19 protein-coding genes are annotated in these 22,947 nt (G+C 39.2%); 10 read left to right on the top strand and 9 right to left on the bottom strand.

Annotation, left to right across the window (positions count from 1 at the left end):
• Positions 1 to 95: 95 nt before the first annotated feature.
• Positions 96 to 1,622: a tryptophan halogenase family protein gene (locus MTCD1_RS06035; protein WP_057179843.1), complete on the top strand. Its 1,527-nt coding sequence runs from the start codon at positions 96 to 98 to the stop codon at positions 1,620 to 1,622.
• 13 nt (positions 1,623 to 1,635) lie between these two features.
• Positions 1,636 to 2,544, top strand: coding sequence for an aldo/keto reductase (locus MTCD1_RS06040; RefSeq protein WP_057179842.1), 909 nt, complete (start codon positions 1,636 to 1,638; stop codon positions 2,542 to 2,544).
• A 66-nt stretch (positions 2,545 to 2,610) separates the two neighbouring features.
• On the opposite strand, the gene MTCD1_RS06045 is transcribed toward MTCD1_RS06040, so the two are convergent.
• Positions 2,611 to 3,300 (bottom strand): hypothetical protein, encoded by a 690-nt coding sequence (locus MTCD1_RS06045; protein WP_057179841.1) that lies wholly within the window; start codon positions 3,298 to 3,300, stop codon positions 2,611 to 2,613.
• 148 nt (positions 3,301 to 3,448) lie between these two features.
• Between MTCD1_RS06045 and MTCD1_RS06050 the strand changes: the two genes are divergently transcribed.
• The 3 genes from MTCD1_RS06050 (at position 3,449) to ygjK (ending at position 7,920) form a co-directional block, all read left to right on the top strand.
• Positions 3,449 to 3,859 carry a BlaI/MecI/CopY family transcriptional regulator gene (locus tag MTCD1_RS06050; RefSeq protein WP_057179840.1) on the top strand — a complete coding sequence of 137 codons (411 nt, stop codon included), beginning with the start codon at positions 3,449 to 3,451 and terminating at the stop codon, positions 3,857 to 3,859.
• A complete protein-coding gene (locus tag MTCD1_RS06055; protein WP_057179839.1) occupies positions 3,852 to 5,183 on the top strand; it encodes a TonB family protein in 1,332 nt (443 codons plus the stop codon). The genes MTCD1_RS06050 and MTCD1_RS06055 overlap by 8 nt, the downstream gene beginning before the upstream one ends.
• A gap of 256 nt (positions 5,184 to 5,439) precedes the next feature.
• Positions 5,440 to 7,920 (top strand): alpha-glucosidase, encoded by a 2,481-nt coding sequence (gene ygjK / locus MTCD1_RS06060; RefSeq protein WP_057179838.1) that lies wholly within the window; start codon positions 5,440 to 5,442, stop codon positions 7,918 to 7,920.
• A gap of 178 nt (positions 7,921 to 8,098) precedes the next feature.
• On the opposite strand, the gene MTCD1_RS06065 is transcribed toward ygjK, so the two are convergent.
• On the bottom strand, positions 8,099 to 9,076 hold the full coding sequence (locus MTCD1_RS06065) for a zinc-dependent alcohol dehydrogenase family protein (protein ID WP_057179837.1): 978 nt from the start codon (positions 9,074 to 9,076) through the stop codon (positions 8,099 to 8,101).
• A 186-nt stretch (positions 9,077 to 9,262) separates the two neighbouring features.
• On the opposite strand from MTCD1_RS06065, the gene MTCD1_RS06070 reads away from it, so the two are divergent.
• Both MTCD1_RS06070 and MTCD1_RS06075 read left to right on the top strand, forming a co-directional pair.
• Entirely contained in the window at positions 9,263 to 10,156 is an 894-nt protein-coding gene (locus MTCD1_RS06070) for a LysR family transcriptional regulator (protein ID WP_057179836.1), read from the top strand.
• A 29-nt stretch (positions 10,157 to 10,185) separates the two neighbouring features.
• Positions 10,186 to 10,749, top strand: a complete 564-nt coding sequence (locus MTCD1_RS06075; protein WP_231732962.1) for an rRNA adenine N-6-methyltransferase family protein — start codon at positions 10,186 to 10,188, stop codon at positions 10,747 to 10,749.
• A gap of 230 nt (positions 10,750 to 10,979) precedes the next feature.
• Here the strand turns inward: MTCD1_RS06075 and MTCD1_RS21460 are convergent, their stop codons facing one another.
• The 3 genes from MTCD1_RS21460 to MTCD1_RS06085 form a co-directional block, all read right to left on the bottom strand.
• Positions 10,980 to 11,189, bottom strand: coding sequence for a nucleotidyl transferase family protein (locus MTCD1_RS21460; RefSeq protein ID WP_235013361.1), 210 nt, complete (start codon positions 11,187 to 11,189; stop codon positions 10,980 to 10,982).
• Positions 11,161 to 11,271: an adenylyltransferase/cytidyltransferase family protein gene (locus tag MTCD1_RS22675; RefSeq protein ID WP_197410248.1), complete on the bottom strand. Its 111-nt coding sequence runs from the start codon at positions 11,269 to 11,271 to the stop codon at positions 11,161 to 11,163. The genes MTCD1_RS21460 and MTCD1_RS22675 overlap by 29 nt, the downstream gene beginning before the upstream one ends.
• A gap of 176 nt (positions 11,272 to 11,447) precedes the next feature.
• Positions 11,448 to 11,867 (bottom strand): hypothetical protein, encoded by a 420-nt coding sequence (locus tag MTCD1_RS06085; RefSeq protein WP_057179835.1) that lies wholly within the window; start codon positions 11,865 to 11,867, stop codon positions 11,448 to 11,450.
• Between the two features lie 422 nt (positions 11,868 to 12,289).
• Between MTCD1_RS06085 and MTCD1_RS06090 the strand changes: the two genes are divergently transcribed.
• Together MTCD1_RS06090 and MTCD1_RS06095 are read left to right on the top strand one after the other, a co-directional pair.
• Positions 12,290 to 12,838: a TrmH family RNA methyltransferase gene (locus MTCD1_RS06090; RefSeq protein WP_088568917.1), complete on the top strand. Its 549-nt coding sequence runs from the start codon at positions 12,290 to 12,292 to the stop codon at positions 12,836 to 12,838.
• 378 nt (positions 12,839 to 13,216) lie between these two features.
• On the top strand, positions 13,217 to 14,191 hold the full coding sequence (locus tag MTCD1_RS06095; RefSeq protein ID WP_057179833.1) for a hypothetical protein: 975 nt from the start codon (positions 13,217 to 13,219) through the stop codon (positions 14,189 to 14,191).
• A gap of 307 nt (positions 14,192 to 14,498) precedes the next feature.
• Here MTCD1_RS06095 and MTCD1_RS06100 read toward each other — a convergent pair whose 3' ends face one another.
• From MTCD1_RS06100 to MTCD1_RS06120, 4 genes are all read right to left on the bottom strand, one after another.
• Positions 14,499 to 14,783 carry a type II toxin-antitoxin system RelE family toxin gene (locus tag MTCD1_RS06100; RefSeq protein WP_057179832.1) on the bottom strand — a complete coding sequence of 95 codons (285 nt, stop codon included), beginning with the start codon at positions 14,781 to 14,783 and terminating at the stop codon, positions 14,499 to 14,501.
• A complete protein-coding gene (locus MTCD1_RS06105; RefSeq protein WP_057179831.1) occupies positions 14,773 to 15,027 on the bottom strand; it encodes a type II toxin-antitoxin system Phd/YefM family antitoxin in 255 nt (84 codons plus the stop codon). Before MTCD1_RS06105 ends, MTCD1_RS06100 begins: the two co-directional genes overlap by 11 nt.
• Before the next feature lie 1,575 nt (positions 15,028 to 16,602).
• Complete coding sequence (locus MTCD1_RS06115; protein ID WP_057179829.1) at positions 16,603 to 18,402, bottom strand: alpha-amylase family glycosyl hydrolase; 1,800 nt, start codon at positions 18,400 to 18,402, stop codon at positions 16,603 to 16,605.
• Positions 18,403 to 18,451: 49 nt separating this feature from the next.
• Positions 18,452 to 20,104: an alpha-glucosidase family protein gene (locus tag MTCD1_RS06120; RefSeq protein ID WP_057179856.1), complete on the bottom strand. Its 1,653-nt coding sequence runs from the start codon at positions 20,102 to 20,104 to the stop codon at positions 18,452 to 18,454.
• A gap of 280 nt (positions 20,105 to 20,384) precedes the next feature.
• On the opposite strand from MTCD1_RS06120, the gene MTCD1_RS06125 reads away from it, so the two are divergent.
• Positions 20,385 to 22,946 carry a glycoside hydrolase family 31 protein gene (locus MTCD1_RS06125; RefSeq protein WP_057179828.1) on the top strand — a complete coding sequence of 854 codons (2,562 nt, stop codon included), beginning with the start codon at positions 20,385 to 20,387 and terminating at the stop codon, positions 22,944 to 22,946.
• Position 22,947: the final 1 nt, after the last annotated feature.

A 22,947-nucleotide genomic window follows, 5' to 3' on the forward strand; every position in this document is an offset into this window, starting at 1 on the left:
AAATATGAAGTGTTGCTTTTTTTTTCAATAATAATAATGATAATGATATTAGTGTAATACTGTTTTGAATAACGTTAAAAAAGCTAAGGTGCAAAATGTCCTCAACAGATAAAATTAACAATATCGTTATAGTCGGCGGCGGCTCAGCTGGTTGGATGACGGCTGCAATGTTGTCTAAACAACTAGAATGTAACGCAAAGGGCTCAAAGGTTAACATAACACTTGTTGAATCAGACAACATTGGTACTGTTGGCGTGGGTGAAGCTACCATACCACCAATCAAAACCTTTAATCGGATGCTTGGCATCGACGAAAATGATTTTCTGAAACATTGTAATGGCTCAATCAAGTTAGGTATTAGTTTTGAAAATTGGCCTAAGAAAAACCATCAATACTTTCACCCTTTTGGACGATTTGCGGTCGATTTTGATTACATTCCTTTTTCTTATTTTTGGAATAAACATCGAGCGTCGGGGGATAATAAACCATTACACGATTACGCCAGTGCCTGGCATTTAGCTAAAAACAATAAGTTTTCACCGCCTTCACCTGACAAAAAATCACTCTTTTCTGGCTTTGATTATGCCTATCATTTTGATGCCAGTTTATATGCCAACTATTTAAGATCTTACAGTGAAAAACGGGGAGTAAAAAGACAAGAAGGTAAAATTACCAAAGTAGACACTCATGAAAGTAATGGTTTTATTTCTTCTGTCACTTTAGCGAGTGGCCAAAATATTGCTGGCGATTTTTTTATTGACTGTAGTGGCACTACTGCCTTACTGATTAATAAAACCTTAGGTATTAAGTTTATAGATTGGTCAGAAAACTTATTATGTAATCGCGCTATTGCTGTGCAAACTTGTCATACTAAAGTGATTAGCCCTTATACACGGTCTATTGCTAAACAATCAGGTTGGCAGTGGCGCATTCCACTACAAACTCGCATGGGTAACGGCTCAGTGCATTGTAGTGAGTTCATCGATGAACAGTCGGCAATGGACGAATTAATAAGTGATATTGATGGCGAAATACTTTCAGAGCCAAGGGTTATTCACTTTAATGTTGGTCGTCGTGAAAAATTTTGGCATAAAAACTGTGTTGCCATTGGCTTATCGGCTGGCTTCTTAGAGCCGCTAGAGTCTACTAGTTTGCATTTAATCCAACGAGCAGTGATGCGTTTAATTGCTCACTTCCCTAATAAAAAATGTGATGAAGTCAACACCAAACAATTTAATAATTTAACCGTTACTGAATATGAACATATAAGAAATTTTATTATTTTGCACTATAAAGCAACCAAGCGGGATGACAGCGAATTTTGGCGTTATTGCCAACATATGGACATTCCTGATTCACTTCAACATCAAATAGATTTGTTTTCAAGCCATGGTCACCTGAATGTGGATGCTAATGATTTATTTAAACAAGATAATTGGTTAGCTGTGTTAACCGGTCAAAATATACATCCTACGACGGTTGCGCCTATCATGGCTTACAAGCAGAAAATTGATTTACCACGCACGATGAATTCATTTTATGACATCATGACAAAAACGGTGCAAAAACTACCTAACCATGAAGATTACTTAAAAGAAAAATGTCCTTTTTTAATAAAATAGAAACAAATAACTTATGAAAAAAATACATTATAAAAATGCCCATTTAAACTCTACTCGCCTTATTTATGGCTGTATGCGCATTGCCGGTGATAATAACCCTGCAGATAAAGCCAAGGGTAAATTGGCACTTAGAGCGGCACTTGAGGCGGGTTATAACCACTTTGATCATGCCGATATTTATGGCGGTGGTCACTGTGAAAGTTTGTTTGGCGAATGGCTTAATGAGCTTAAACAAGAAACACCGGCAATACGTGAACAGCTTATTATCACCTCCAAAGCCGGTATTCGCTTTGAGCCCCAGCGTTATGATTTTTCAACAGACTATTTAACTACCAGTGTCGAAAACTCACTAAAGCGGTTAAATGTTGATTACCTCGATATGTTTTTACTGCATCGCCCTGATTATTTATTGAATGCCGAACAAGTAGCGCAAACGTTCCAACAACTAAAAGCCAGCGGTAAAGTGAAACACTTTGGTGTCAGTAACTTTAGCCCGTCACAAGTTAACTTATTGCAATCAGCCTTAGATGAGCCATTACTGGTTAATCAAATAGAAATTAATATACATAATATCAGCAGCTTGACCGATGGCAGTTTAGATCAGTGTCAACAGTTAGGCATAACACCTATTGCTTGGTGCCCACTAGGCGGGGTGGCTTATCCTGCTTGGGGCAATACCTTTTCAACTGATGATGAGCAGCGTATTGCAACAGAATTAACACGACAAGCAGAACAATATAACTGTCAGCCTTGGCAAGTTATTTTAGCGTGGTTGCTTAAACATCCAGCCAATATCTGCCCCATTATTGGTTCAACTACGCCTAAGCGTATTATCGCGGCTAAACAAGCCTTAATAATTGAATATAGCCATGCCGATTGGTATCGTTTACTTGAAGCACGAAACGGTTATGCCCAGCCTTAAGTCGTCAACCATTAGTAAATACCCTCAGCGTATTAGTTTTGCTAATACGCTTTGCTTTTATAAATATTACACTCTTAGCCCATAAACAAAACTGCATTTCGGCCAGGTATAATGTTCATCTACCGGTTTTAATTCAATAAGTTCTATTTTACCTACCACATCGGTAGTGGTACTTTTTTGTATTTCATAATAGAAACGCCACATTTTATTTGACGAAGTCAGCTCAATATAAGGGTAACTGGTGATCTGCCAACGTCCTGTTAACTGCTCACTTTGATGGTCAGTTTTATTTAAATATAAAAATTGATAACTAGCATCACTATTTAGGCTAAGTTTTATCCATGTATCACACCCTTTGCTTTCATATTCATTGACCAGATCTTGCTGGGTCACTTTATCACTTTGTCTCACGCCATCAGGCAGCAAAAGCAGACCAATACTATTTTTGGTGTAATAGTGATTGCCAGCAAAAAGAAGCTGTACATTAGCGATAGTCCAGCCCATTTTATCGAGTGTCGCTATTAAAACATTTACCCTGTTTTCCCCTTCAACAAATGGAGAATAAAGTAAGGTAGATTGCTGAACATCATCAGGAAAAACAAGAGTATTAGCTATGACATCAAAACCATGTGCCTCGAGGTTTTTAGTGATTGCCTCCGTTTCCTGTGCAGATAAATAACGAGTATACAGGTGTACTTTGCTTGCTGAACACGCCAAAAGAAAAAAACACATCAACACCATACTTATCATCTTCATTTTATTAACCTCCTAATGTGAAATAATAAACCCGCAGATAAAAATAACAATTGACAGTTAAGATTACAAGTGTAATCTTAACTCATAAGTTACATTTGTAATCGTTAACGATTCCTAGAATTATACCTAGAAAAAATCTGGAAGTGATATGACTGAAATCAGTAATGCCGAATTTGAAGTATTAGCAGCACTGTGGCAAAACCACCCTGCTAGCGCTAACGATATAATTGCCAAGCTTAATGACAGTGCCAATGACAGTGGTAGCGTTGATAAAAATCAAGATAAGCAATGGCATGAAAAAACGGTAAAAACTTTATTAAATCGGTTAGTAAAAAAACAAGCGATTAGCTTTGAAAAACAACAACGTCATTATATTTATTCACCTTTATTAGAGCGTGAAACCTATACACAAAACGAAAGCAAAAGTCTAATTGAACGCATGTTTAGCGGTAAGTTAGCACCTTTAGTGGCTGGTTTTGCTAAGCAAAACGAGCTTAATAAAGACGATATTAGCGCACTAAAATCATTGATATCTGACTGGGAGAAAAATAATGATTAGCGCGTTAGTTAATTCATTACTACCACTGACAGTTTTATTATCACTAATGCTGCTTATCCGCCAGCCGTTAAGAAAAAGTATCGATGCCAATACTGTTTATAACTTATGGCTGGTTATTCCACTAAGTTTAGTGCTTTATTTCCTACCCTTACCTTGGCAGTATTTAACTGGTCTAAGTATCAATGAGCTAACAGCTCTTGAATCACAAAATAGCTTAATACAACGTTATCTAGTGACCCCAAGCCAGAGCATTAGCCAGCAATTATCGTTGGATAACCTACTCGGTTTATGGCTCACTAGCACTTGGCTGTTAGGTTTTTCCCTACTTGTTAGTTACTGGGGCTTAACGCAATATAACTATCGAAAAGCGTTAAAATTAGCTTTTTTAACAGATAGTAAACATCAAAAACAAATAAATGAAAGTGGCGCAAAGAAGTTAATGCTTGCGCAAAGCAGCCATATTCATAGCCCAATACTTATGGGTTTATTCAAACAAATCTTAGTTATTCCTGAAGACTTTGCCGCACTTTACACCACTGAGCAGCAACAACTGATCATCAGTCATGAAGTGTGTCATTTTTCTCAGCACCATATGTGGACGAATCAGCTAGCGCTTATGCTCTTAGCGCTATTCTGGTTCAATCCGCTAGCTTGGCGTGCTTATGCGGCATTTCGTCAAGATCAAGAGCATTCCTGTGACCAAGTTGTTTTGGCGAAAAAACATACCCAATCCAGGATCCAATACTGTAAAGCACTGGTATTAGCGGCGGAAACGTCACCGCCTAATGCTTTTACCTTACTCAGTTTCAAGCAAAACGGAGAACAACATTTTATGTTTAATCGAATAGCACAAATAAGGCAGATGTCAAAAGGCTTCTCAACAAAGAGCACCATCACTAAGGTAGTTAAATTAAGCTTGCTTACTCTAGTATCAAGTTCATTACTGGCAGGCGTTAGTTATGCGGGTCATCAATTACATCAAGATGAAGGTAGCAAGGTTAGCCAGACAAAAGTTGTCGTTGGCTTATCCCCTACCCACAGGATAGAGCCTAAGTATCCATTTGCTGCGGCTAAAGCTGGCACCGAAGGATCTGTGGTATTAAAATTTGATGTCGAGGCTGACGGCTCAGTAAGTCATGTCGAAGTGATTAATGCCAAGCCCGCTTACACCTTTGATAGATCAGCAGTTACTGCGTTAAAACAGTGGCGCTATAAAGCAACTGATAAGGTGCATAAAAACTTATTGGTGCAATTAGACTTTGTTATGAGTGAGTCATCTGAACAGCCAGAGTCATTAATAGAGCGTATCAAGGTAAGCCGATAGTTTTAAGTTCTTATATCGTTCCACCTGTAAGGCATCCCCTGCTTTACAGGTATTTTATTTTTATACCCCTTTAACTTTTAACTTTTAATTTTCCATTTTAAAAAGTGCGCCCGCAACTAAAAACAAAAGGATATACAATATACCAAGCTTACTTCATAGTACGGTTATCTAATGCCACTTGTCCGTGACTAATTCCAATCGAAATAGTTTATTGCTCCATTTGCCATAGTAACAAGTTCAAATAAGAAGAAGTACCATGCCGTTATTTAGAAAACCATCACTAGCATTAATATTTACCACACTAATACTATTACCATTCATTGCCTTGGCAGCGTCGAGTAATACTAGTAATGTCATTGATAGAGCCGGTACGCCCAAACAGCATAAAGAATACGATAAATACCAAAACCAACGCTTTAACCCACTGTTTGATTTAGGTGCTTGGCATGGTTTTTTATTGCCTGAGCAAGAGAACAATTACGCCGCTTTTACTGGCCCTATGGTTATTGCCGAAGAATACAGCTTATTTATTGCTGAAAAATTAGAGCAATTAACCATAACGGATTTAAGTAACAATAAAGTTTTAGACTTTTCTCGGGCGAAAATCAGCCGTACTGCTAAACCTGGTGAATTACAGCAAGCCTTTATTTTTAAAAAATTAACACTTGAGTTGAGTTTGTACTTTATCAGTCACAGAACCGCTATTATTGAAACAAAAATTATAAATAACACAAATGATAAGCTGGCTTTAGCCCTTAGTTGGCAAGGTGAATTACTGACACAATGGGATGATAAAAAAACGGTTAAACAAGCCCTACCCCAATGGCAGAGAAGTTTATCAACAACAACGAACGGCATAACCTTTCATTTTGGCGAAGTGCGTAACACTTGGAATATTCTCACCAGCAACAGTGCTCAATATCAAATTAGCCGCTCACTAGCCACTAAAACGACGATTAAACAAAAACAGCATAGCTACCAGAGTACAGCCACAATCAGCATTGCTAAAAATAGCAGTACCAGCATATTTAGTACACAAAGTTACTTTCATAACCAAACTGAAGCAGATGCTGAGCAAGCTTTTATCAAAGCAGCTTTAAAGAAGCCGCAAAGCAAAATTTTAGCCACAAAGCGACGCTGGCAGCAGTATTTAGACAAAGCCATGGCCGTTGGTAAAAACAGTAAACGCAGCCCAGCCCAAAATAAAGTAGCCATCAAAGCGGTTGAAACCCTTAATGGTAATTGGCGTAGCCCAGCCGGTAAATTAAGCCATGCGGGGGTTACTCCCTCAGTTACCGCGCGTTGGTTCAATGGTTTTTGGGCATGGGATAGCTGGAAACATGCTTATGCTATGGCGCACTTTAATGCTGATGTCGCCAAAGAAAATATTCGTGCAATGTTTGCCTATCAAATTCAAGCAGATGATGCCATCAGACCACAAGATGAAGGCATGATCATTGATGCCATATTTTATAATCAGGATAAAGCCCGTGGCGGTGACGGCGGTAACTGGAACGAACGTAATACTAAACCACCTCTTGCTAGCTGGGCGGTATGGGAGATATATAAAGCCACAGAAGATGTGAGCTTTATCGCAGAAATGTTGCCTAAATTACAGCGTTATCATCAATGGTGGTATCGTAACAGAGATCATAACCAAAACGGTTTGGTTGAGTATGGCGCGACTAAACATAGATACCATAATGACAAACAAGGCAATATCACTTTTAAGGTGCGCTATATCACTAAGCCTAGCAAAGCAGGTTTTGATTTATCCGCGTGTCAAAGCGCAGATGAACATTGGTATCACTGCTCAGGTATTGCCCTTTACCAAAGCATCATAGCGAGCAGCGATTATGATGATATAGATATTGGCGCTCAACATGGCAGCGCTTGGGAGTCTGGTATGGATAATGCCGCCAGATTTGGCTTTATTAATACCGAGCAGTTAACCGCTTATGCTAAGCAATATTATCAAGGTGATGTAAAACAAGCCCGTAAAGACTGGCAAGTGCTGTTCTACCCAAATACCAACGACGCTGGTGACTTGCTCGGTTTCTCTATCAATCAAGAATCAGTAGAGCTTAATACCTATCTTGCTCATGAAAAAACATTATTAGCCAATATGGCAGAGCTACTGCAGCAAAATAAACTTGCCGCAAGTTATCGCCAAGCAGCTAAAACATTGGCAAAACGTATTAACCAGTGCTTTTTCGATGAAGATAGCGGCTTTTTCTATGATCGAAGTTTTACCGTCACTTATCAAAAAGGTAAGAAAAAAACTGAGCAAGCCGATAATATGGCCTGTACTGGTAAACTATTAACCGCCCGTGGCCGAGGTCCCGAGGGCTGGAGTCCATTATGGGCCAATATAGCTGACGTCGAGAAAGCCGAGCGGGTTAAAAATATCATGTTAAAAAGTAGCGAGTTTAATAGCACTATCCCACTAGGTACGGCAGCACTATCAAACCCCGCTTATGATGCAGATATATACTGGCGTGGCCGAGTTTGGTTAGACCAGCTCTATTTTGGTTTAATTGCCCTCGATAATTATGGCTATCATCAAGAAGCTAAAACTTTAGCAGAGAAATTATTTAATAATGCCGAAGGTTTAAGTGAAAATGGCGCTATTAGAGAGAACTACAACCCTGAAACGGGCGCGGTACAAGGCGCAACAAACTTTAGCTGGAGCGCCGCACATTTATTAATGTTGTATCGAGAGTTTTTAGCTGAGTAAACAAGCGAGACGCGTACACGCTCTTTGACATCAGGACAATATGCGTCCTGCATTGTCCACATAAGGTATATCCATATACCGTCTTGCTTGTGAAGCTCGCCTTTATCACTTCAGCAATACTCAACATAAAATCATAGGGTTATAATGTAGACCACAGTATTATGGCATAGAGCTAAACTTATGCTGTAAGGGTAACTTTGCCTACCGCTTTACCAGAAGCAAGGTAATCATGAGCTTTGGCAACGTCCCAAATTGAGAAGTTACTTTCATCGATAATAGGGGTGATTTTACCGGCATCAACAAGTTCAGCAATTTCTGTAAGGATGCGACCATGTGATGCCTGGTTAATGCCATGGCATAATGGAATAAGCGCCAGAACACTATGGAATGACAAACTTTTAAGGGCTATTGGTAATGGATCGACAATGGGTAAAATTGTTGCCACATGACCATTGAACTTAGCTGCGGCAAATGATTTTTCAATATTATCACCGGCAACGGTATCGAATATTTTGTCAAAACCTGCACCATCAGTATATGCTTGCACATAGTCTGCAACTGACTCAGTGGCATAATCAACTAAGTTATCGGCCCCCAGTGTTTTTGCTAGCGCTTCATTAGCAGGAGCATAAGTAGCAGTAACAGTGGCACCTAGCACTTTCGCCAATTGAATGGCAATATGACCAACGCCACCGGTAGCGCCATGAATAAGTACCTTGTCACCCTCTTGCACATTCATTTTTTGTACCAGTGCTTCATAAGCAGTGATTGCTACCAATGGCAGAGCCGCCGCTTGTTTCATCGTTAGTGTTTTAGGCTTCATCGCCATTAAACGGGCATCAACCAACATAAATTCAGCTAAGGCACCATCAACACCATTAATACCGCCAGCCATGCCGTAAACTTCGTCGCCAATGTTGAAGTTGTTAACGTCTGCAGCCACTTCAATAACAATACCGGCAACATCACCATGTAATACTTCAGGTAAGTTTGTTGACCAAGGTAGTTCTATTGAACGCAACATAGTATCAATGGGATTGACACTTGTTGCTTTCACTGCAACTACCATATGACCTGGCTTAACTACTGGTTTTGCTTTTTCGACAAGTTGGAAAACTTCAGTGCTACCGATTTCTTTAATGATCATTGCTTTCATATTTTTACTCTCTTTATTTGTTTATGTACGGGTCTGCTTGTTCGTGTAAGTGTCGCCATTTTATGTGTTGCCAACAAAGCAAACCATTACCCAACTGACAAATCACCTTTGCTTTTTTAGCAAGGCAAAGTTAAAGTGGTCAGCAATAAGTGTTAGCATCTAAAATTAGCGCCAAGCGGAGTAGTAATGAGTTCATTAAATAGATTACTGTATTTTAACTCTGTGGTTGAAACCGGCAGTATCTCAGCAGCGAGTCGAATATTTGATGTACAGCCCTCCTCTATTTCAAGACAATTAGCCGCACTTGAACAAGAGCTAGGTGTGCGTTTATTAAATAAAACTACCCGAAATACCGGTTTAACCGAAGCCGGTAAAAAGTATTATGAGTATTCTCAGCGTATTGTTGCTGAGTTTGATGAAGCTAAAAAAGCGGTCAATGACTTGCAAGAAAAACCAAAGGGCAAACTAAAAATAACTATGACGGTAGGTTTTGGCGAAAGTATTGTGTTGCCACTAATGCCAAAGTTTATCGCGCTGTACCCTGATATTGATATCAAACTTGAGTTAACTGAGCGCGTTGTTGATTTAGTAGAAGAGAATATCGATGTTGCTATTCGCAGCGGACGCTTAGCTGATTCGACCTTGATTGCCAAACATCTGGCCTATAATAATTTTTTACTCTGTGGCAGTCCGCAATATTTGGCGAGCAAGGGCACACCGCAAAGCCCTGAAGAGCTAATAGACCATCAATGTATCCGTTATAGCTATTCTCGCTGGCAAAATTGGTATTTAATGGCTGATAAAAGAACAAAATTAACCATTAGTGATACTATTTCTGTTAACTCAGTAAACGGCCAAAAACAGCTAGTGTTAAATGATGCTGGGCTTAGCTTAATGCCACTATGGGCGGTTAAAAAAGAGTTAAACGATGGCTCTTTGATTAATGTAATGCCGGAATATACCTTCAGTCCTTATGAAGAGCTAAGCTCCACTTACGCTATTTATTTACAGCGAGAAATGGTGTCAGTAAAAACACGAGTATTTTTGGACTTTTTAGTAGACAACATTGTAGAAACTTAATAGCTAGCACTCCCATTAGAGAATTTTCCTTGCCTATATTTGAACTCTTTTTACTATTGTTTTTTGCCTTTATTGCACTGCCTATGACCGTATCGATCATTTTTAGCACGGTAAAATTAGGTATCTCTCCTATGCCTAGCTCTAATAAAGCCAATCACGCTATGATGCAGTTAATTGATGAAACTGAAATAGAAACAAAAGCAGGGCCGATAATTGATTTAGGCAGTGGTTGGGGCAACTTTGTTATCGCTATTGCCAAGCGATATCCGCACCGGAAAATAGTGGGTTATGAATTATCATATCTGCCCTGGCTAACATCGAGCTTAGTTAAGAAGCTACTAGGATTAAAGAACTTAACTTTACATCGACAAGACTTTTATCAGGCAGAGCTACCTTCGTCCTCGGTATTAGTGTGCTATTTATTCCCACAAGCCATGGAAAAAATCAGTAATAAATTACCGCTTGAGCTATCAGGCGTTAGCTTTGTCATCAGCAATAACTTTGCCCTACCGGGGTGGCAAGCCAGCAAAATAATACAAGTTAATGATTTTTATAAATCCCCCGTCTATCTCTATAAAATTAGTAAGAGATAAATGCTCTTGCTGCGATAATACGGACACATCAGCACAAATGAGGTCTAGCTTTAGTTATGCAGTTCGCTAAAGCAATGCAGCGCAGCGGCATAAAACCCCGCTAATGGCGATGAGATTGAGCAATGACATTTTGTTTTATTTTTGTCGATGATGTTTTTGGGTTATAACTGACTTGAATGATTTTACCGCCCTCAGCAGGTAAATAGTTTTCCACATCAAGGTTATGCGGTTTATCTCCCCCAATCCTCACCAATAACAAAAATATCAGGTTTCAATTCTTGACAAGCAGATACATATTCAAGTTTGTGGTAAAGCCGTACAATATCAACACACCGTAATGCTTTCAGCATTTCAATGCGCTCTTCAAGTGGAATAACAGGCACATTGGGCTTATAAGAACTGACCACTTCATCAGAAGCCACCCCCCACCGCGACTTCATCACCCAATGTCCGACAGTACTCTAACAAGGCAATATGGCCAACATGCAATAAATCAAACGTACCAACTGTATACACCAACATATGATTTTTAAGTCCTAGTTTAGAGTAATATCCCTGTTATTATACAGCTCTTTTATAAGTGACTAAACTGAACGATAATTTATTGTCAGTTAAGTCAATATCCCCCTGCTGACTAAGAAGGGCTCAGGAGAAAATCAGCCGTATTAACCATAACGCAGTTACTTTTTAAAATTGTTTTATGACTGCTTTAATTCTTCCAATAAATCATGAATCTCAGCTTTTAATTCTTTATCAATAATTTTATTACAACTGATTTTAGCTTTTTCTAAATGCTCAATAGCCCCAGTTTTATCACCTAACTCGACTTTTAGCGCCGCAATTGAAAAACCAATAGAAGAACGGAAATCTTTAGAATTAATCGCTTCTGCCTTATCTAAAGCTTGTTGATATATAGTAATGGCTAACTCTATATCATCGGTGAAATCAGCAAGAGTTTCCCACTGGACCGGATGGTCTTTATCCGATTTTTCATACTCTTCACAGAGTTGCTTTAATTCAGCATAAAAACCATCGAATATCTTTTGATTTTTTTGTTGAGCCGCCGCCAATAAGCTATCAGTGAGTAAAAGTACTCGCTTGTATATTTTGGTATTCATCTTGTGGCCTTATTATTTATAGTAGAAAGTAATTAGGGTTAACTAAGTTTTAAGCGACCATTATAATGTTTTACCGCAACTAAATGGCAACTAAACAGCATACTTGCTCATCTAAGTGATGCTAATTACCCCCTAGTTGCGTTTTAGCTGTACTAGGTGAAGTGTCGCTATTAGGTTTAATAGAATATATAACACAAAAAAATTGAAGTTAAGACCTTGCTATGATGGCTAAAAACGCCCTTAGAGCATAAAACAAACAGTTTTTAAAAAAACTAAAAAATGCCCTAAACATTACGCTGTCAACAAGTACAATACCGCCATCAGATGTAAACATGTGGTGGTGCTGAGTTATGGCATTCACTCAGACACTAATTTATATACGTGCTCATACACGTAACAGGATCTATATCATGCAGTCAGCAATACAGCCCTCAATACAACTAAGTAAAGATGAGCTTAGAAAAAATAAGCCCGCCAGAGAGGACTACCTCAATCAGCCTAAACTGCCTTTAGTCGTGGTATTGGATAATGTCACTAATAGCTACAATGTTGGCTCTTTTATTCGTTTAGCCGATGCTTTCGCTATTGAAAAAATCATTGTTTGTGGCCAGTTAACTATTTCAGAAAAGAAGTTGCGCAAAGCCTCGCGCAATGAAGCTAAATGGGTTTGCATTGAATATAGCGATAGCACCACGGCAAGCTTACAAACATTAAAAGAGCAAGGTTATGGAATTTTTAGTGTCGAGCTATGCCATGAATCTGTTGATTATAAAACGGTTACTTACCCATCGCCCTGTGTCTTAGTATTAGGCAATGAACGTAAAGGCGTGAGTGAAGCAGCATTACAATTAAGCCAGCAACAAATACACATCCCCATGTTTGGCATGGGTAATTCGTTAAATGTTTCCACCGCTGGCGCTATTGTCTTAGCTGAGTGTGCCAGCCAAATTCGTAAGACGTTAAAAGTGTAAAGAAAAAGCGACCTCAAGATAAGTTGAGATCGTTTTTTTATCGCTATTTAGTCTGCTGCCATCTATTTGTGAGATCCAGTTTAAAGTGAAATTCTGCTCTTAATAGAATCAAAAATTTAGAGGTCTAAAGCCAAACCGCCTTTATTAAAAATCCAGATTAACAATAAATTGAATGCATAAAATCTGCTTTAATATGAAACTGACATCTCATAAAAAGTGAACAGCTCAATTATATAGACCGCTTAAGGGCTAATTACGGAAGAATATCAGAACATCATGAAAATAACAGAGAAAATAACTAGGACAGCCATCGTTATGGAAAAAATTTTTGACTGAGCTAAAATTAAATAATCACCCCTTATTTTAATCGAGGCTCATATGGCTGTGGCAAGAAAAAGACAAATCAGTTTAATTGATACGCCCTACTATCACTGTATTTCTCGCTGTGTTCGTCGTGCTTTTTTATGTGGTGAAGATAAGGTGACGGGTCGCAGTTTTGAGCATCGCCGTGCTTGGGTTGAAGATAAGCTACTTTCTTTAGTGGATATTTTTGCCATTGATGTTTGTGCTTATGCGGTGATGAGTAATCATAGCCATTTGGTGCTTTTTGTTGATGAAGAAAAAGCCAAATCATGGTCAACCGCAGAGGTTATTCATCGCTGGCATCGACTATTTAAAGGCACACTGCTAACCCAGCAATATTCGCGCGGTGATGCACTCATTGAACCTTTACAGGCCATGGTTGAACAAACCGCCCAAGTCTATCGGCAACGATTAACGGATATCAGCTGGTTTATGCGGGTACTTAATGAGGGCATAGCGAGACAGGCTAATCGTGAAGATAACTGCACGGGCTGTTTCTGGGAAGGTCGTTTTAAATCGCAAGCTTTACTTGATGAAGCCGCGATTATTGCCTGTATGGCCTATGTTGACTTAAACCCTGTGAGGGCAAAAATAGCAACCACGCCTGAGCAATCAGACTACACCAGTATTAAGCAACGCATCAAAGCGGCAGTACAAGGTAAGCAAGCAGAAAAATTGCTAACTTTTATTGGCAATGAGCATAAAAACCAACCAAAAGGACTGCCCTTTAATATTGACGATTACCTTGAACTCATTGATTTAACTGGCCGCTGTATTCGCGCAGACAAATGCGGCTATATAGAAGAAAATCAACCAAAAATTCTACATCGCTTAAATATCAGCGCAGAAAACTGGTTAACTTTAACCACACAATTCACTAATAAATTTCACGGCGCAGTAGGCCATGCCGAGGTACTCAGTGACTTTTGTCAACACCAAGCACTACACCGGCGAACAACACTAGCCGTATGTAACAAACTGCTCGCTTAGTACTTAAATTCAAAGCGTACCCATTATATTCTTTTGAAATTAGCGACGCTAAGGCATAACGATAAGCTAAATTTAGCAAAGACACGGCAAAAACTGTTATTTTTAATTTTTAGTATCAACACGGTAATTAACTCGTTTTTTAGGTGAAAAATCAACTAGGATTCAGCTCCGCCTCTCCAGCCTTACGCTTATAATTAAAAGTGGCTGTCTTTGTTATTCTTGTAAGTGCATTCACATTCAAAGTGCTTTACTTCATAAGCGCTTACTTCAGATATTTCTTTAGCCATGATTCAATTATTCCAATTATCTAAATTCGTTTAATTGCAATTTTATAAACTTGATTACGATCACGTTTACCTACGGCAACGACTGATATTAATATCTCACTATCACGCACTTGATAAACTAATCTATAACCGGCACTACGTAACTTAATCTTGTAGCAATCCTTCATTCCATTTAATCTAGCTGAATCTATGCGTGGATTTGCTAATCTTTCAATTAATTTTCTCTTGAATTGCTCTCTAATTGTGGAATCTAATTTCTCCCACTCTTTCATCGCATCTTGCTTAAAAACAAGCTTATAGGTCATTAATGTTAACCTCTATTTCAGGTTGATTTTGACGTTCTTTAACAATTAACGCTAGTTCTATATCTTCTAGTTTGTCCATCATGAGTTCATAAGCAGCAGCAGGAACACAATAAAAAACTGGTTGGTTTCTGTTTAATACCGCAACAGGAAAACCATCACCTTGTTCAACAACAGCCATTGGGTTTTTTTTCAACTCACTTATGCTAGTAGAGTTATCAGCTAATATTGGTCTAATTGTTTGCATACATAAAATCTCATGACTTATTAAGAGTATTTATTATCGGTCTTTTTGGCGTTAATGTCAAATAAAAGACCTGTTAAGCAGTCTCTTAGCTTCGGTTTTATTCCAATATCTATTTCACTTGATGAACAAAGGCACTTAGTGCTTTCGCCATTAATATTACGTTCAATTTAGTTGACCTTTGTACCAGTCCAAAACGGAAAAACAACTAGGACAGCCATCGTTATGGAAAAATTTGTGACTGAGCTAAAATTAAATAATTAATTAAAAGTGGCTGTCTTTGTTATTCCTAACTGCTCGCTTAGTACTTAAATTCAAAGCGTACCCATTATATTCTTTTGAAATTAGCCGACGCTAAGGCATAACGATAAGCTAAATTTAGCAAAAACACGGCAAAAACTGTTATTTTTAATTTTTAGTATCAACGCGGTAATTAACTCGTTTTTTAGGTAAAAAACCAACTAGGATTCAGCTCCGCCTCTCCAGCCTTACGCTTATAATTAAAAGTGGCTGTCTTTGTTATTTATTGGCGGAATTAAAAGCGGCGGTGGTTGATTTGTTCAATAACGTTGCTATAGACGAAAACGGAATTGACCCCAACAGTGAATTATTTGCAATGACAAAATCGACCTCCTCTTATGTGGTCGCCGATAATCCGTTTGAAGCTGTAGACAACAGGTTTATGGCCAAGGTATGGAAGAAATTGAGGCTAAGGTAGCAGTGCAGACAATTCGCTCGGTGATTCAAAAAAGAACATTTTCCCGCTGGGCTTATATTTACTTTTTCTGGAAATCAATCGTTTGTACCGGGTAAGCTATCTAGAACCGTAGATGGTATCGTAAAACGAACGATTTATTCACCGAAAAGCGTTTCCTTAGATATCACTGCCTTATTATACAAATTCTAACTCGAATAACAGTTTCAACTCAATTAATTAATTAATATTACGAATATGGCACAAGTGAAGATCGAATTAAAAGAGCTTACTGTCCGCTTAGTTGATTGGTTGGTGTTGCTAATGCTGGAGTCATTACTATTGTCATCTTCGCACTAGGCATATTGGGCTTATGCTTTAGAATAATTAAAATCAAAATAAAGTAGTTTTTTTTCAGACTAAAAAAGTTTCAAAATCAATAAAAATATACTTTACAAATTTTTGCTTTAACCAAAAATAAAGAAATATTAGACTCTAGCCGCGCTACGTAAAATGGAACATAAATAATAACAAAACCCGCCAAGTGCGGGTTTTTCTTTATTTGAGAAAACAACAGATTTAATATTACGCACCTAGATCCAAAGCACTAAAAAATCTCGTGTACGAAGTGTTATGGGGGATTGATTGGTACTGCTGATAAATCTACCCAAGGTCCGCTTACGACAGGAAGAGGCTGTTTATTAGGCCTAAAACTGAGTGTGTTTAACTTCCGCTGTGTGGTAAAACAGCCATAATTTGCACATCTAAGCCTATTTATAAGTGATTATCGACTCTATGTTGATACATTTTTGAGTTTAACCATGCTGGACAGAATTTAGAATTAAAATGGAACCCACATATTGACTAGTGCCGTTTTAAAATAACTACTTCAGCTGATAAATAACAAAACTCAATGCGGCTATTTCATCGCCTTGTTCTGCTTTAGCTGAACGATAAACTACTTCACTATCCGTTTGTTTCGCTCCGCCTTTCACTGTCAGTACGTCTAAATATTGCACCTTATCCGCAGTATTAAACACTATCAATAAATTTTGCGCCTGGTATTGACTGCTCGCTTTCACTTGACGGCTGATGGCAAAAACTCCTGGTTGGTCTTGCGCATAGAGCACTGTCTGCTCACCAAAACGTAGCGCTGGATACTCTTGATATAACTGGGCATATTTAGCAAAAGTTTGATAGAACAGATGATTAGTATCAAAATTGTTATCCGCTGTGGTTTTATCTGTCGCCAATAAATCATCGTCATTATAACTAGCCACTAAAGAAGGCATCATATCTTGACGAGAAGCTTGATCACCGCCATCACCAACAAATCCTTGCTCGTCACCATAATAAATTACCGGTACGCCGCGACTAAAGAACACCATGGCATGAGCCAGTAAATTACGTTGTATTTGCGCTTGTTCACTATAGTTATGAGGACTTTGTTTAAGTGCATAAGCAAAGCGGCCCATATCGTGGTTACCGGTAAAGTTAACTAATTGGTTAGCGTCCCTGCTGTTAGAACTTTTATCATCGCTCTGGTAAAAATGATCTTGAGCGAATAATTGTGCCAATACCTCGGTACCTTGCTGCTCAACCAGCGCTTTTGTTATCGCGCCTTGCAAGGCAAAGTCTAATACTGAGGGGATTTTTGCTTCGGTAGTAAAGCGGCTTAAAATTTCAGGTTCAAAGCTATAAACCTCGCCAAACATAAAGAAGTTAGCTATACCCTGCTTTTTTGCATGCTGCATTAAGGCGGGTGAAAATTGCTGCCAAAACTCTATATTGACGTGTTTTACCGTGTCAATACGCAAGCCATCGGGTTTAAATTCATCAATAATATCTTGGTAAATGGCAATCATGCCCTGAACCACACTGTCTTTTTGAGTATATAAATCATCTAGACCGGCAAAGTCACCTCGAATCGAGCTTTCACCTTGCCAAAAAGAATCACCTTGGTTGTGATAAACCGACATATCGTTCAACCAAGCCGGTGATTTTAATAATTCATCCCCTGCTGGAATCAAGGGAGTATAGTGTTTTCCTTGGCTAAGCTCTGCCAATGAAATAAATGGGCAATCATTGCCCTTACTGGCATCAATAAGCCAACCTAAACCGTCTTCACCATGACATTCTTGATACTTAATCACGTCAGCCGTATGGTTGGTGATAATATCAAAAAACACCTTAATATTGCGTTTATGAGCTTGGTCAATAAAATGTTTAAGCTCAGCATTACTGCCCAGATGAGGGTCAATTTCGGTAAAGTCTAAAATCCAATAACCATGGTAACCGGATGTACCAGCTTGCATGGCACGATTACGCAATACTGGCGTTAACCAAATAGCGCTTATGCCCATATTATCAAGATAAGGCAGTTTTTCCGTAAGACCGGCTAGATCGCCACCGTGATACATGCCTTTATGCGTTTTATCAAAACCACCACGAGACACTGCGCGCTTTTTATCATTCGCGCCAGCGCCTAAATCATTACTGCTATCACCATTATAAAAACGATCGGGTAAGACAAAATAAAACACCTCATCTTGAAAGGCACGTTGCTGATAGGGCGCCAGCTGTGCTGCTTTTGCACTTAGTTTTACTTCATGAGCGTAGCTTAACTGCGGCGTAAGCCAAGTTAAGCTCATCGCTAGTAACGAACATTTACTGATAAAATTCATAGAGCTTCTCTTAATGGATTTGCTGTATTTAAGTTACAGGTTTACTCATTTAACTTAGTGACTTAGCTTGCTGCCCTAGTTTGCAGTAAAAACAGCCAAAAGGCGGTAACTGTAAAGCGCCATCAACAATAGTGGCACTGGTTAGCTTGTGCCCTGATAAGACATTTAAATTAGCGTTTTCGGCAAGCAATGACGATAATGCTACGGTTTGGCTTTGCTCACTGAAGTTAAAACATACTAATAACTGCTCACCTTGGTATTGACGAACAAAGGCAAGAATCGGCTCAGGGGTATCAATAAACTTGATATCACCATATCGTAACGCCGGTTGTTCTTTACGCCAGTGATTAAAATTACGGTAGCTATTTAACACGGAATCAGTCGCTTCATCTTGGATATCAACGGCTTGAGCAAAGTGCTCACTTGCTACTGGTAACCAAGGTTTGCCGTCACTAAAACCGGCATTGATAGCATCATGCTGCCAAGGATGCGGAGTTCGACAACCGTCTCTGCCTTTAAATTGTGGCCAAAAGGTAATGCCGTAAGGGTCTTGGATATCTTCAAAGGCAATATCAGCTTCGGTTAAACCTAACTCTTCGCCTTGGTAACTACAAACACTGCCGCGTAATGACGAAATCATGGCAAAGAGCATTTTAGCAAAATCTTTACTGTTAAAACCGCCCCATCTGCTGACAACTCGCTCGACATCATGGTTTGAAATAGACCAACAAGGCCAACCATCAGAAACACGGGCTTCAAGACTTTCTACCACTTGTTTGATGTAACTGGCAGAAAAATTATCGGTTAATAAATCGAAGCTGTAACCCATATGTAGCCTAGTATTACCTTGAGTGTACTCAGCCATGGTTTTTAATGAATCTTCTGAGGAGATTTCACCTAAAGCCACCGAACCAGGATATTGATTCAATAAACTGCGAATATCTTCCATAAAGCCCAAGTTTTCATCTTGAGTATTATTGTAATAATGATATTGATAAGCGTAAGGGTTTTTCTCATCAAAACCTATGCTGGTACGAAGTTCTTTAGGTTTAGCTGGGTTATCGCGCAATTGCGCGTCATGATAACAAAAGTTAATGGCATCTAGACGAAAACCATCAACACCACGTTTAAGCCAAAACTCTATATTATCTAACACCGCTTGGCGTACTTCTGGATTATGGAAGTTTAAGTCTGGCTGACTAGTGAGAAAGTTATGCAAGTAATATTGTTGACGACGAGGATCCCAAGTCCAACCGCTGCCACCAAAAATAGATAACCAGTTATTAGGTGCTGTGCCATCTTCTTTGGCGTCACTCCATACATACCAGTCAGCTTTATCGTTAGTTTTATCTTCACGTGAATCAATAAACCATTGATGTTGATCGGAAGTATGACTAAGCACCTGATCGATCATAATTTTAATGCCAAGGGCATGCGCTTTCAGTACCAGCTCATCAAAGTCAGCTAGGGTACCAAATATGGGGTCAATATCGCGATAGTCGCTAATATCATAACCAAAGTCTTTCATCGGGGATTTGAAGAAAGGTGAGATCCATATAGCATCTATACCTAAACTAGCAATATAATCTAACTTGCTAATAATTCCCGGCAAATCGCCAATACCATCTTGATTAGTATCATAGAAGCTGCGTGGATAAATTTGATAAATTACCGCGCCACGCCACCACATTTGTTCATTCATTTGAAAACCCCAACACTGATACTTGCTCGTTTGGTGACAGTTACCATTAACCATCGTTGTCTAAGCACTTAATAATTCTTTCAAATAAGAATACGCAAATAAAAACTGAGCTGAAAGTCTTTGCATACGTATGTATCGCTATAATCAAAAAATACATACGTATGCAATACCAATTCTGGCTTAGTTAGCCCTGCATACGTATTCAAGATGCTGTATCCCTCAGACTAAGGTTATTATCATTAACACTCGGCTATCCATATTCAACTTTAAGGGTTTTGTTTTGCGTTTATTTACAGTGAAATACCTCACCGCTAACTTATTAACACGTTTATTAACTTGCTCACTGATTTACTTAGTCATATCAACGCAAGCATTGGCAAGTACTAACAAATACTTAAGCCATAAATTAGCCGGCAACACCGTTGTTATCAGTACTAATTTAGCGACAGTAACCTTAAATGCTTATGGCGAAGGCGCCATAGCAATACACTATCAAAGCCATAAAGATAAGCTGCCGGCTAGCCAACTGCCCTCTTTTGCCATTAAAGAACACGCAGTGACTAGTCGCTTTGTTATCAAAGAAAATAATGAACAACTGACACTTACCTTGAATAAACTGAGCGCGGTTATCAACAAGTCACCTTTTTCTATTAGTTACTACCAGAAAAGTAACGACCAAGAAAACAAGCTGCTCATTGCTGAGGAACAGGGATTTTTCAGCGGTACGGTCAATGAAGTTACAGAAAACCCCGCGCTTGAAGGAAGTAGCACACTAACTAAAGTAACGAAAAAACTAGCGGTGCAAGGCTTTCGCTTTACTTTAAATGACAGCGAAAAACTGCTCGGCGGCGGTGAGCGGGTTTTAGGTATGAATAGACGCGGCCATAGTTTCCCGTTATATAATCGCGCGCATTACGGCTATAGCACCCAGTCGGAGCAAATGAACTTCTCTATACCGGCGGTAATGTCGAGTAATAAATACATAGTGCTATTTGATAACTCCGCCAAGGGTTATATGGATTTAGCTAAAAAAGAGCAGAATATATTAGAGTTTTCAGCCGTTGCTGGTCGTATGGCTTATATCGTTTTTTCCGCGGATACTTACCCGAAACTACTCAATAACTATGTTGATGTTACCGGCAAGCAACCCCTACCACCGCGCTGGTCTTTAGGTAATTTTGCATCTCGTTTTGGTTATCGCTCAGAGGCCGAAGTTAGAGCAACAGTCAATAAATTTATTGATTTAGACTTCCCTCTTGATGCCTTGATCTTAGATTTATATTGGTTTGGTAAAGATATTAAAGGTCATATGGGCAATTTAGCTTGGGATAAAAACGCCTTTCCTGAGCCAGAAAAAATGATTGCCGATCTAAAAGCCCAAGGCGTCAAGACAATTTTAATCACTGAACCTTTTGTATTGAGCACATCAAGTAAGTGGCAAGACGCTGTTGAGCAGCAGGCCTTAGCCCAAGATGAACATGGCAATGCTAAACAATTTGATTTTTATTTTGGTAATACTGGCTTAGTGGATGTTTTTAATAAAAAAGGTCGAGACTGGTTTAACGATATTTATAAAACTCTCTATCAGCAAGGCATTACTGGCTGGTGGGGTGACTTAGGTGAGCCTGAAGTGCACCCGAGTGATACTTTACATACCCTTGATGATGGCACTGTGGTGAATGCTGACGCCATTCATAATGTTTACGGCCATCAATGGGCCAAAATGGTTTTTGAGCATCAGCTGAAGATGAACCCTGAGCAGCGACCGTTCATTTTGATGCGCTCGGGTTTTGCTGGCTCACAGCGTTACGGCATGATCCCTTGGACCGGTGATGTGAGTCGCTCTTGGGATGGCTTAAAGCCACAAGTTGAGTTGAGCTTACAAATGAGCTTATTGGGTATGGCTTATACCCACTCTGATTTAGGCGGCTTTGCCGGCGGAGAAAAATTTGATCAAGAAATGTATATTCGTTGGTTGCAGTATGGCGTTTTTCAGCCGATATACCGTCCTCATGGCCAAGATAACATTGCGCCAGAAGTTGTCTTTCACGACCAGGAAACTCAAGATATTTTACGAAAATTCATCAAGTTAAGATATAAGCTACTGCCATACAATTACACCCTAGCCTATGAAAATAGCACTACCGGCATGCCATTGATGCGCCCGCTTTTCTTTGCACAAGAGCTTGACCAAAAAGATGAAAACTATTTAGCTTCCTTTGATAATGCCAGTAGTTACCTCTGGGGTGATGCCTTATTAGTAACGCCGGTAGTAGCAGCGAATGTCAGTTCAGTAGCAGTAAACTTGCCCGCAGGTGTTTGGTTTGATTATTTTACTCATGACAATCAGCCCGCTAAAAAATATCAAGGCGGACAAACTATTAACTTACCGACAAGTTTGGCGACTTTGCCAGTACTGGTGCGTGCCGGTGCCTTTATTCCGATGATAGATGATATTCAATCGACGCAAGATTATGACGCCAGCCAGTTAACCTTACATTATTATGCGGATAAGTCAGTCACTAGCGCTAACTATGAAATGTATGAAGATGATGGCAAGACCTATCAAGCCATTGAACAAGGTTTGTTTGAATTATTACAATTTTCAGCAAAACAGCAGAATAATCATTTGAGCATCAAGCTTAATCGTACCGGCAATGGTTATAAGGGTATGCCAAAAGAGCGCACCATGACGGTAGTTATTCATAATATCGGCCAAGCACCCAATAAAATCACCCTAAACAATAAAGTGATAAATAATGCCATTTGGCAAGCTAAAGACCACAGTTTAACGGTCACTTTTACTTGGCAGCATCAACCTCTAACCTTAACGATACAGTAAG

Origin of the sequence: Colwellia marinimaniae, from assembly GCF_002207865.1 — a bacterium.
In the GTDB taxonomy this organism is placed as follows: domain Bacteria; phylum Pseudomonadota; class Gammaproteobacteria; order Enterobacterales; family Alteromonadaceae; genus Colwellia; species Colwellia marinimaniae.

What these genes read in the sequence shown, in the direction of transcription:
- MTCD1_RS06045 (WP_057179841.1), bottom strand. Translation starts at nt 3,300, where the DNA reads ATGAAGATGATAAGTATGGTGTTGATGTGTTTTTTTCTTTTGGCGTGT.
- MTCD1_RS06115 (WP_057179829.1), bottom strand. Translation starts at nt 18,402, where the DNA reads ATGAATTTTATCAGTAAATGTTCGTTACTAGCGATGAGCTTAACTTGG.
- MTCD1_RS22675 (WP_197410248.1), bottom strand. Translation starts at nt 11,271, where the DNA reads ATGTTGGTGTATACAGTTGGTACGTTTGATTTATTGCATGTTGGCCAT.
- MTCD1_RS06050 (WP_057179840.1), top strand. Translation starts at nt 3,449, where the DNA reads ATGACTGAAATCAGTAATGCCGAATTTGAAGTATTAGCAGCACTGTGG.
- MTCD1_RS06070 (WP_057179836.1), top strand. Translation starts at nt 9,263, where the DNA reads ATGAGTTCATTAAATAGATTACTGTATTTTAACTCTGTGGTTGAAACC.
- MTCD1_RS06040 (WP_057179842.1), top strand. Translation starts at nt 1,636, where the DNA reads ATGAAAAAAATACATTATAAAAATGCCCATTTAAACTCTACTCGCCTT.
- MTCD1_RS06085 (WP_057179835.1), bottom strand. Translation starts at nt 11,867, where the DNA reads ATGAATACCAAAATATACAAGCGAGTACTTTTACTCACTGATAGCTTA.
- MTCD1_RS06055 (WP_057179839.1), top strand. Translation starts at nt 3,852, where the DNA reads ATGATTAGCGCGTTAGTTAATTCATTACTACCACTGACAGTTTTATTA.
- MTCD1_RS06105 (WP_057179831.1), bottom strand. Translation starts at nt 15,027, where the DNA reads ATGCAAACAATTAGACCAATATTAGCTGATAACTCTACTAGCATAAGT.
- ygjK (WP_057179838.1), top strand. Translation starts at nt 5,440, where the DNA reads ATGCCGTTATTTAGAAAACCATCACTAGCATTAATATTTACCACACTA.
- MTCD1_RS06035 (WP_057179843.1), top strand. Translation starts at nt 96, where the DNA reads ATGTCCTCAACAGATAAAATTAACAATATCGTTATAGTCGGCGGCGGC.
- MTCD1_RS06100 (WP_057179832.1), bottom strand. Translation starts at nt 14,783, where the DNA reads ATGACCTATAAGCTTGTTTTTAAGCAAGATGCGATGAAAGAGTGGGAG.
- MTCD1_RS06095 (WP_057179833.1), top strand. Translation starts at nt 13,217, where the DNA reads ATGGCTGTGGCAAGAAAAAGACAAATCAGTTTAATTGATACGCCCTAC.
- MTCD1_RS06065 (WP_057179837.1), bottom strand. Translation starts at nt 9,076, where the DNA reads ATGAAAGCAATGATCATTAAAGAAATCGGTAGCACTGAAGTTTTCCAA.
- MTCD1_RS21460 (WP_235013361.1), bottom strand. Translation starts at nt 11,189, where the DNA reads ATGAAGTCGCGGTGGGGGGTGGCTTCTGATGAAGTGGTCAGTTCTTAT.
- MTCD1_RS06120 (WP_057179856.1), bottom strand. Translation starts at nt 20,104, where the DNA reads ATGAATGAACAAATGTGGTGGCGTGGCGCGGTAATTTATCAAATTTAT.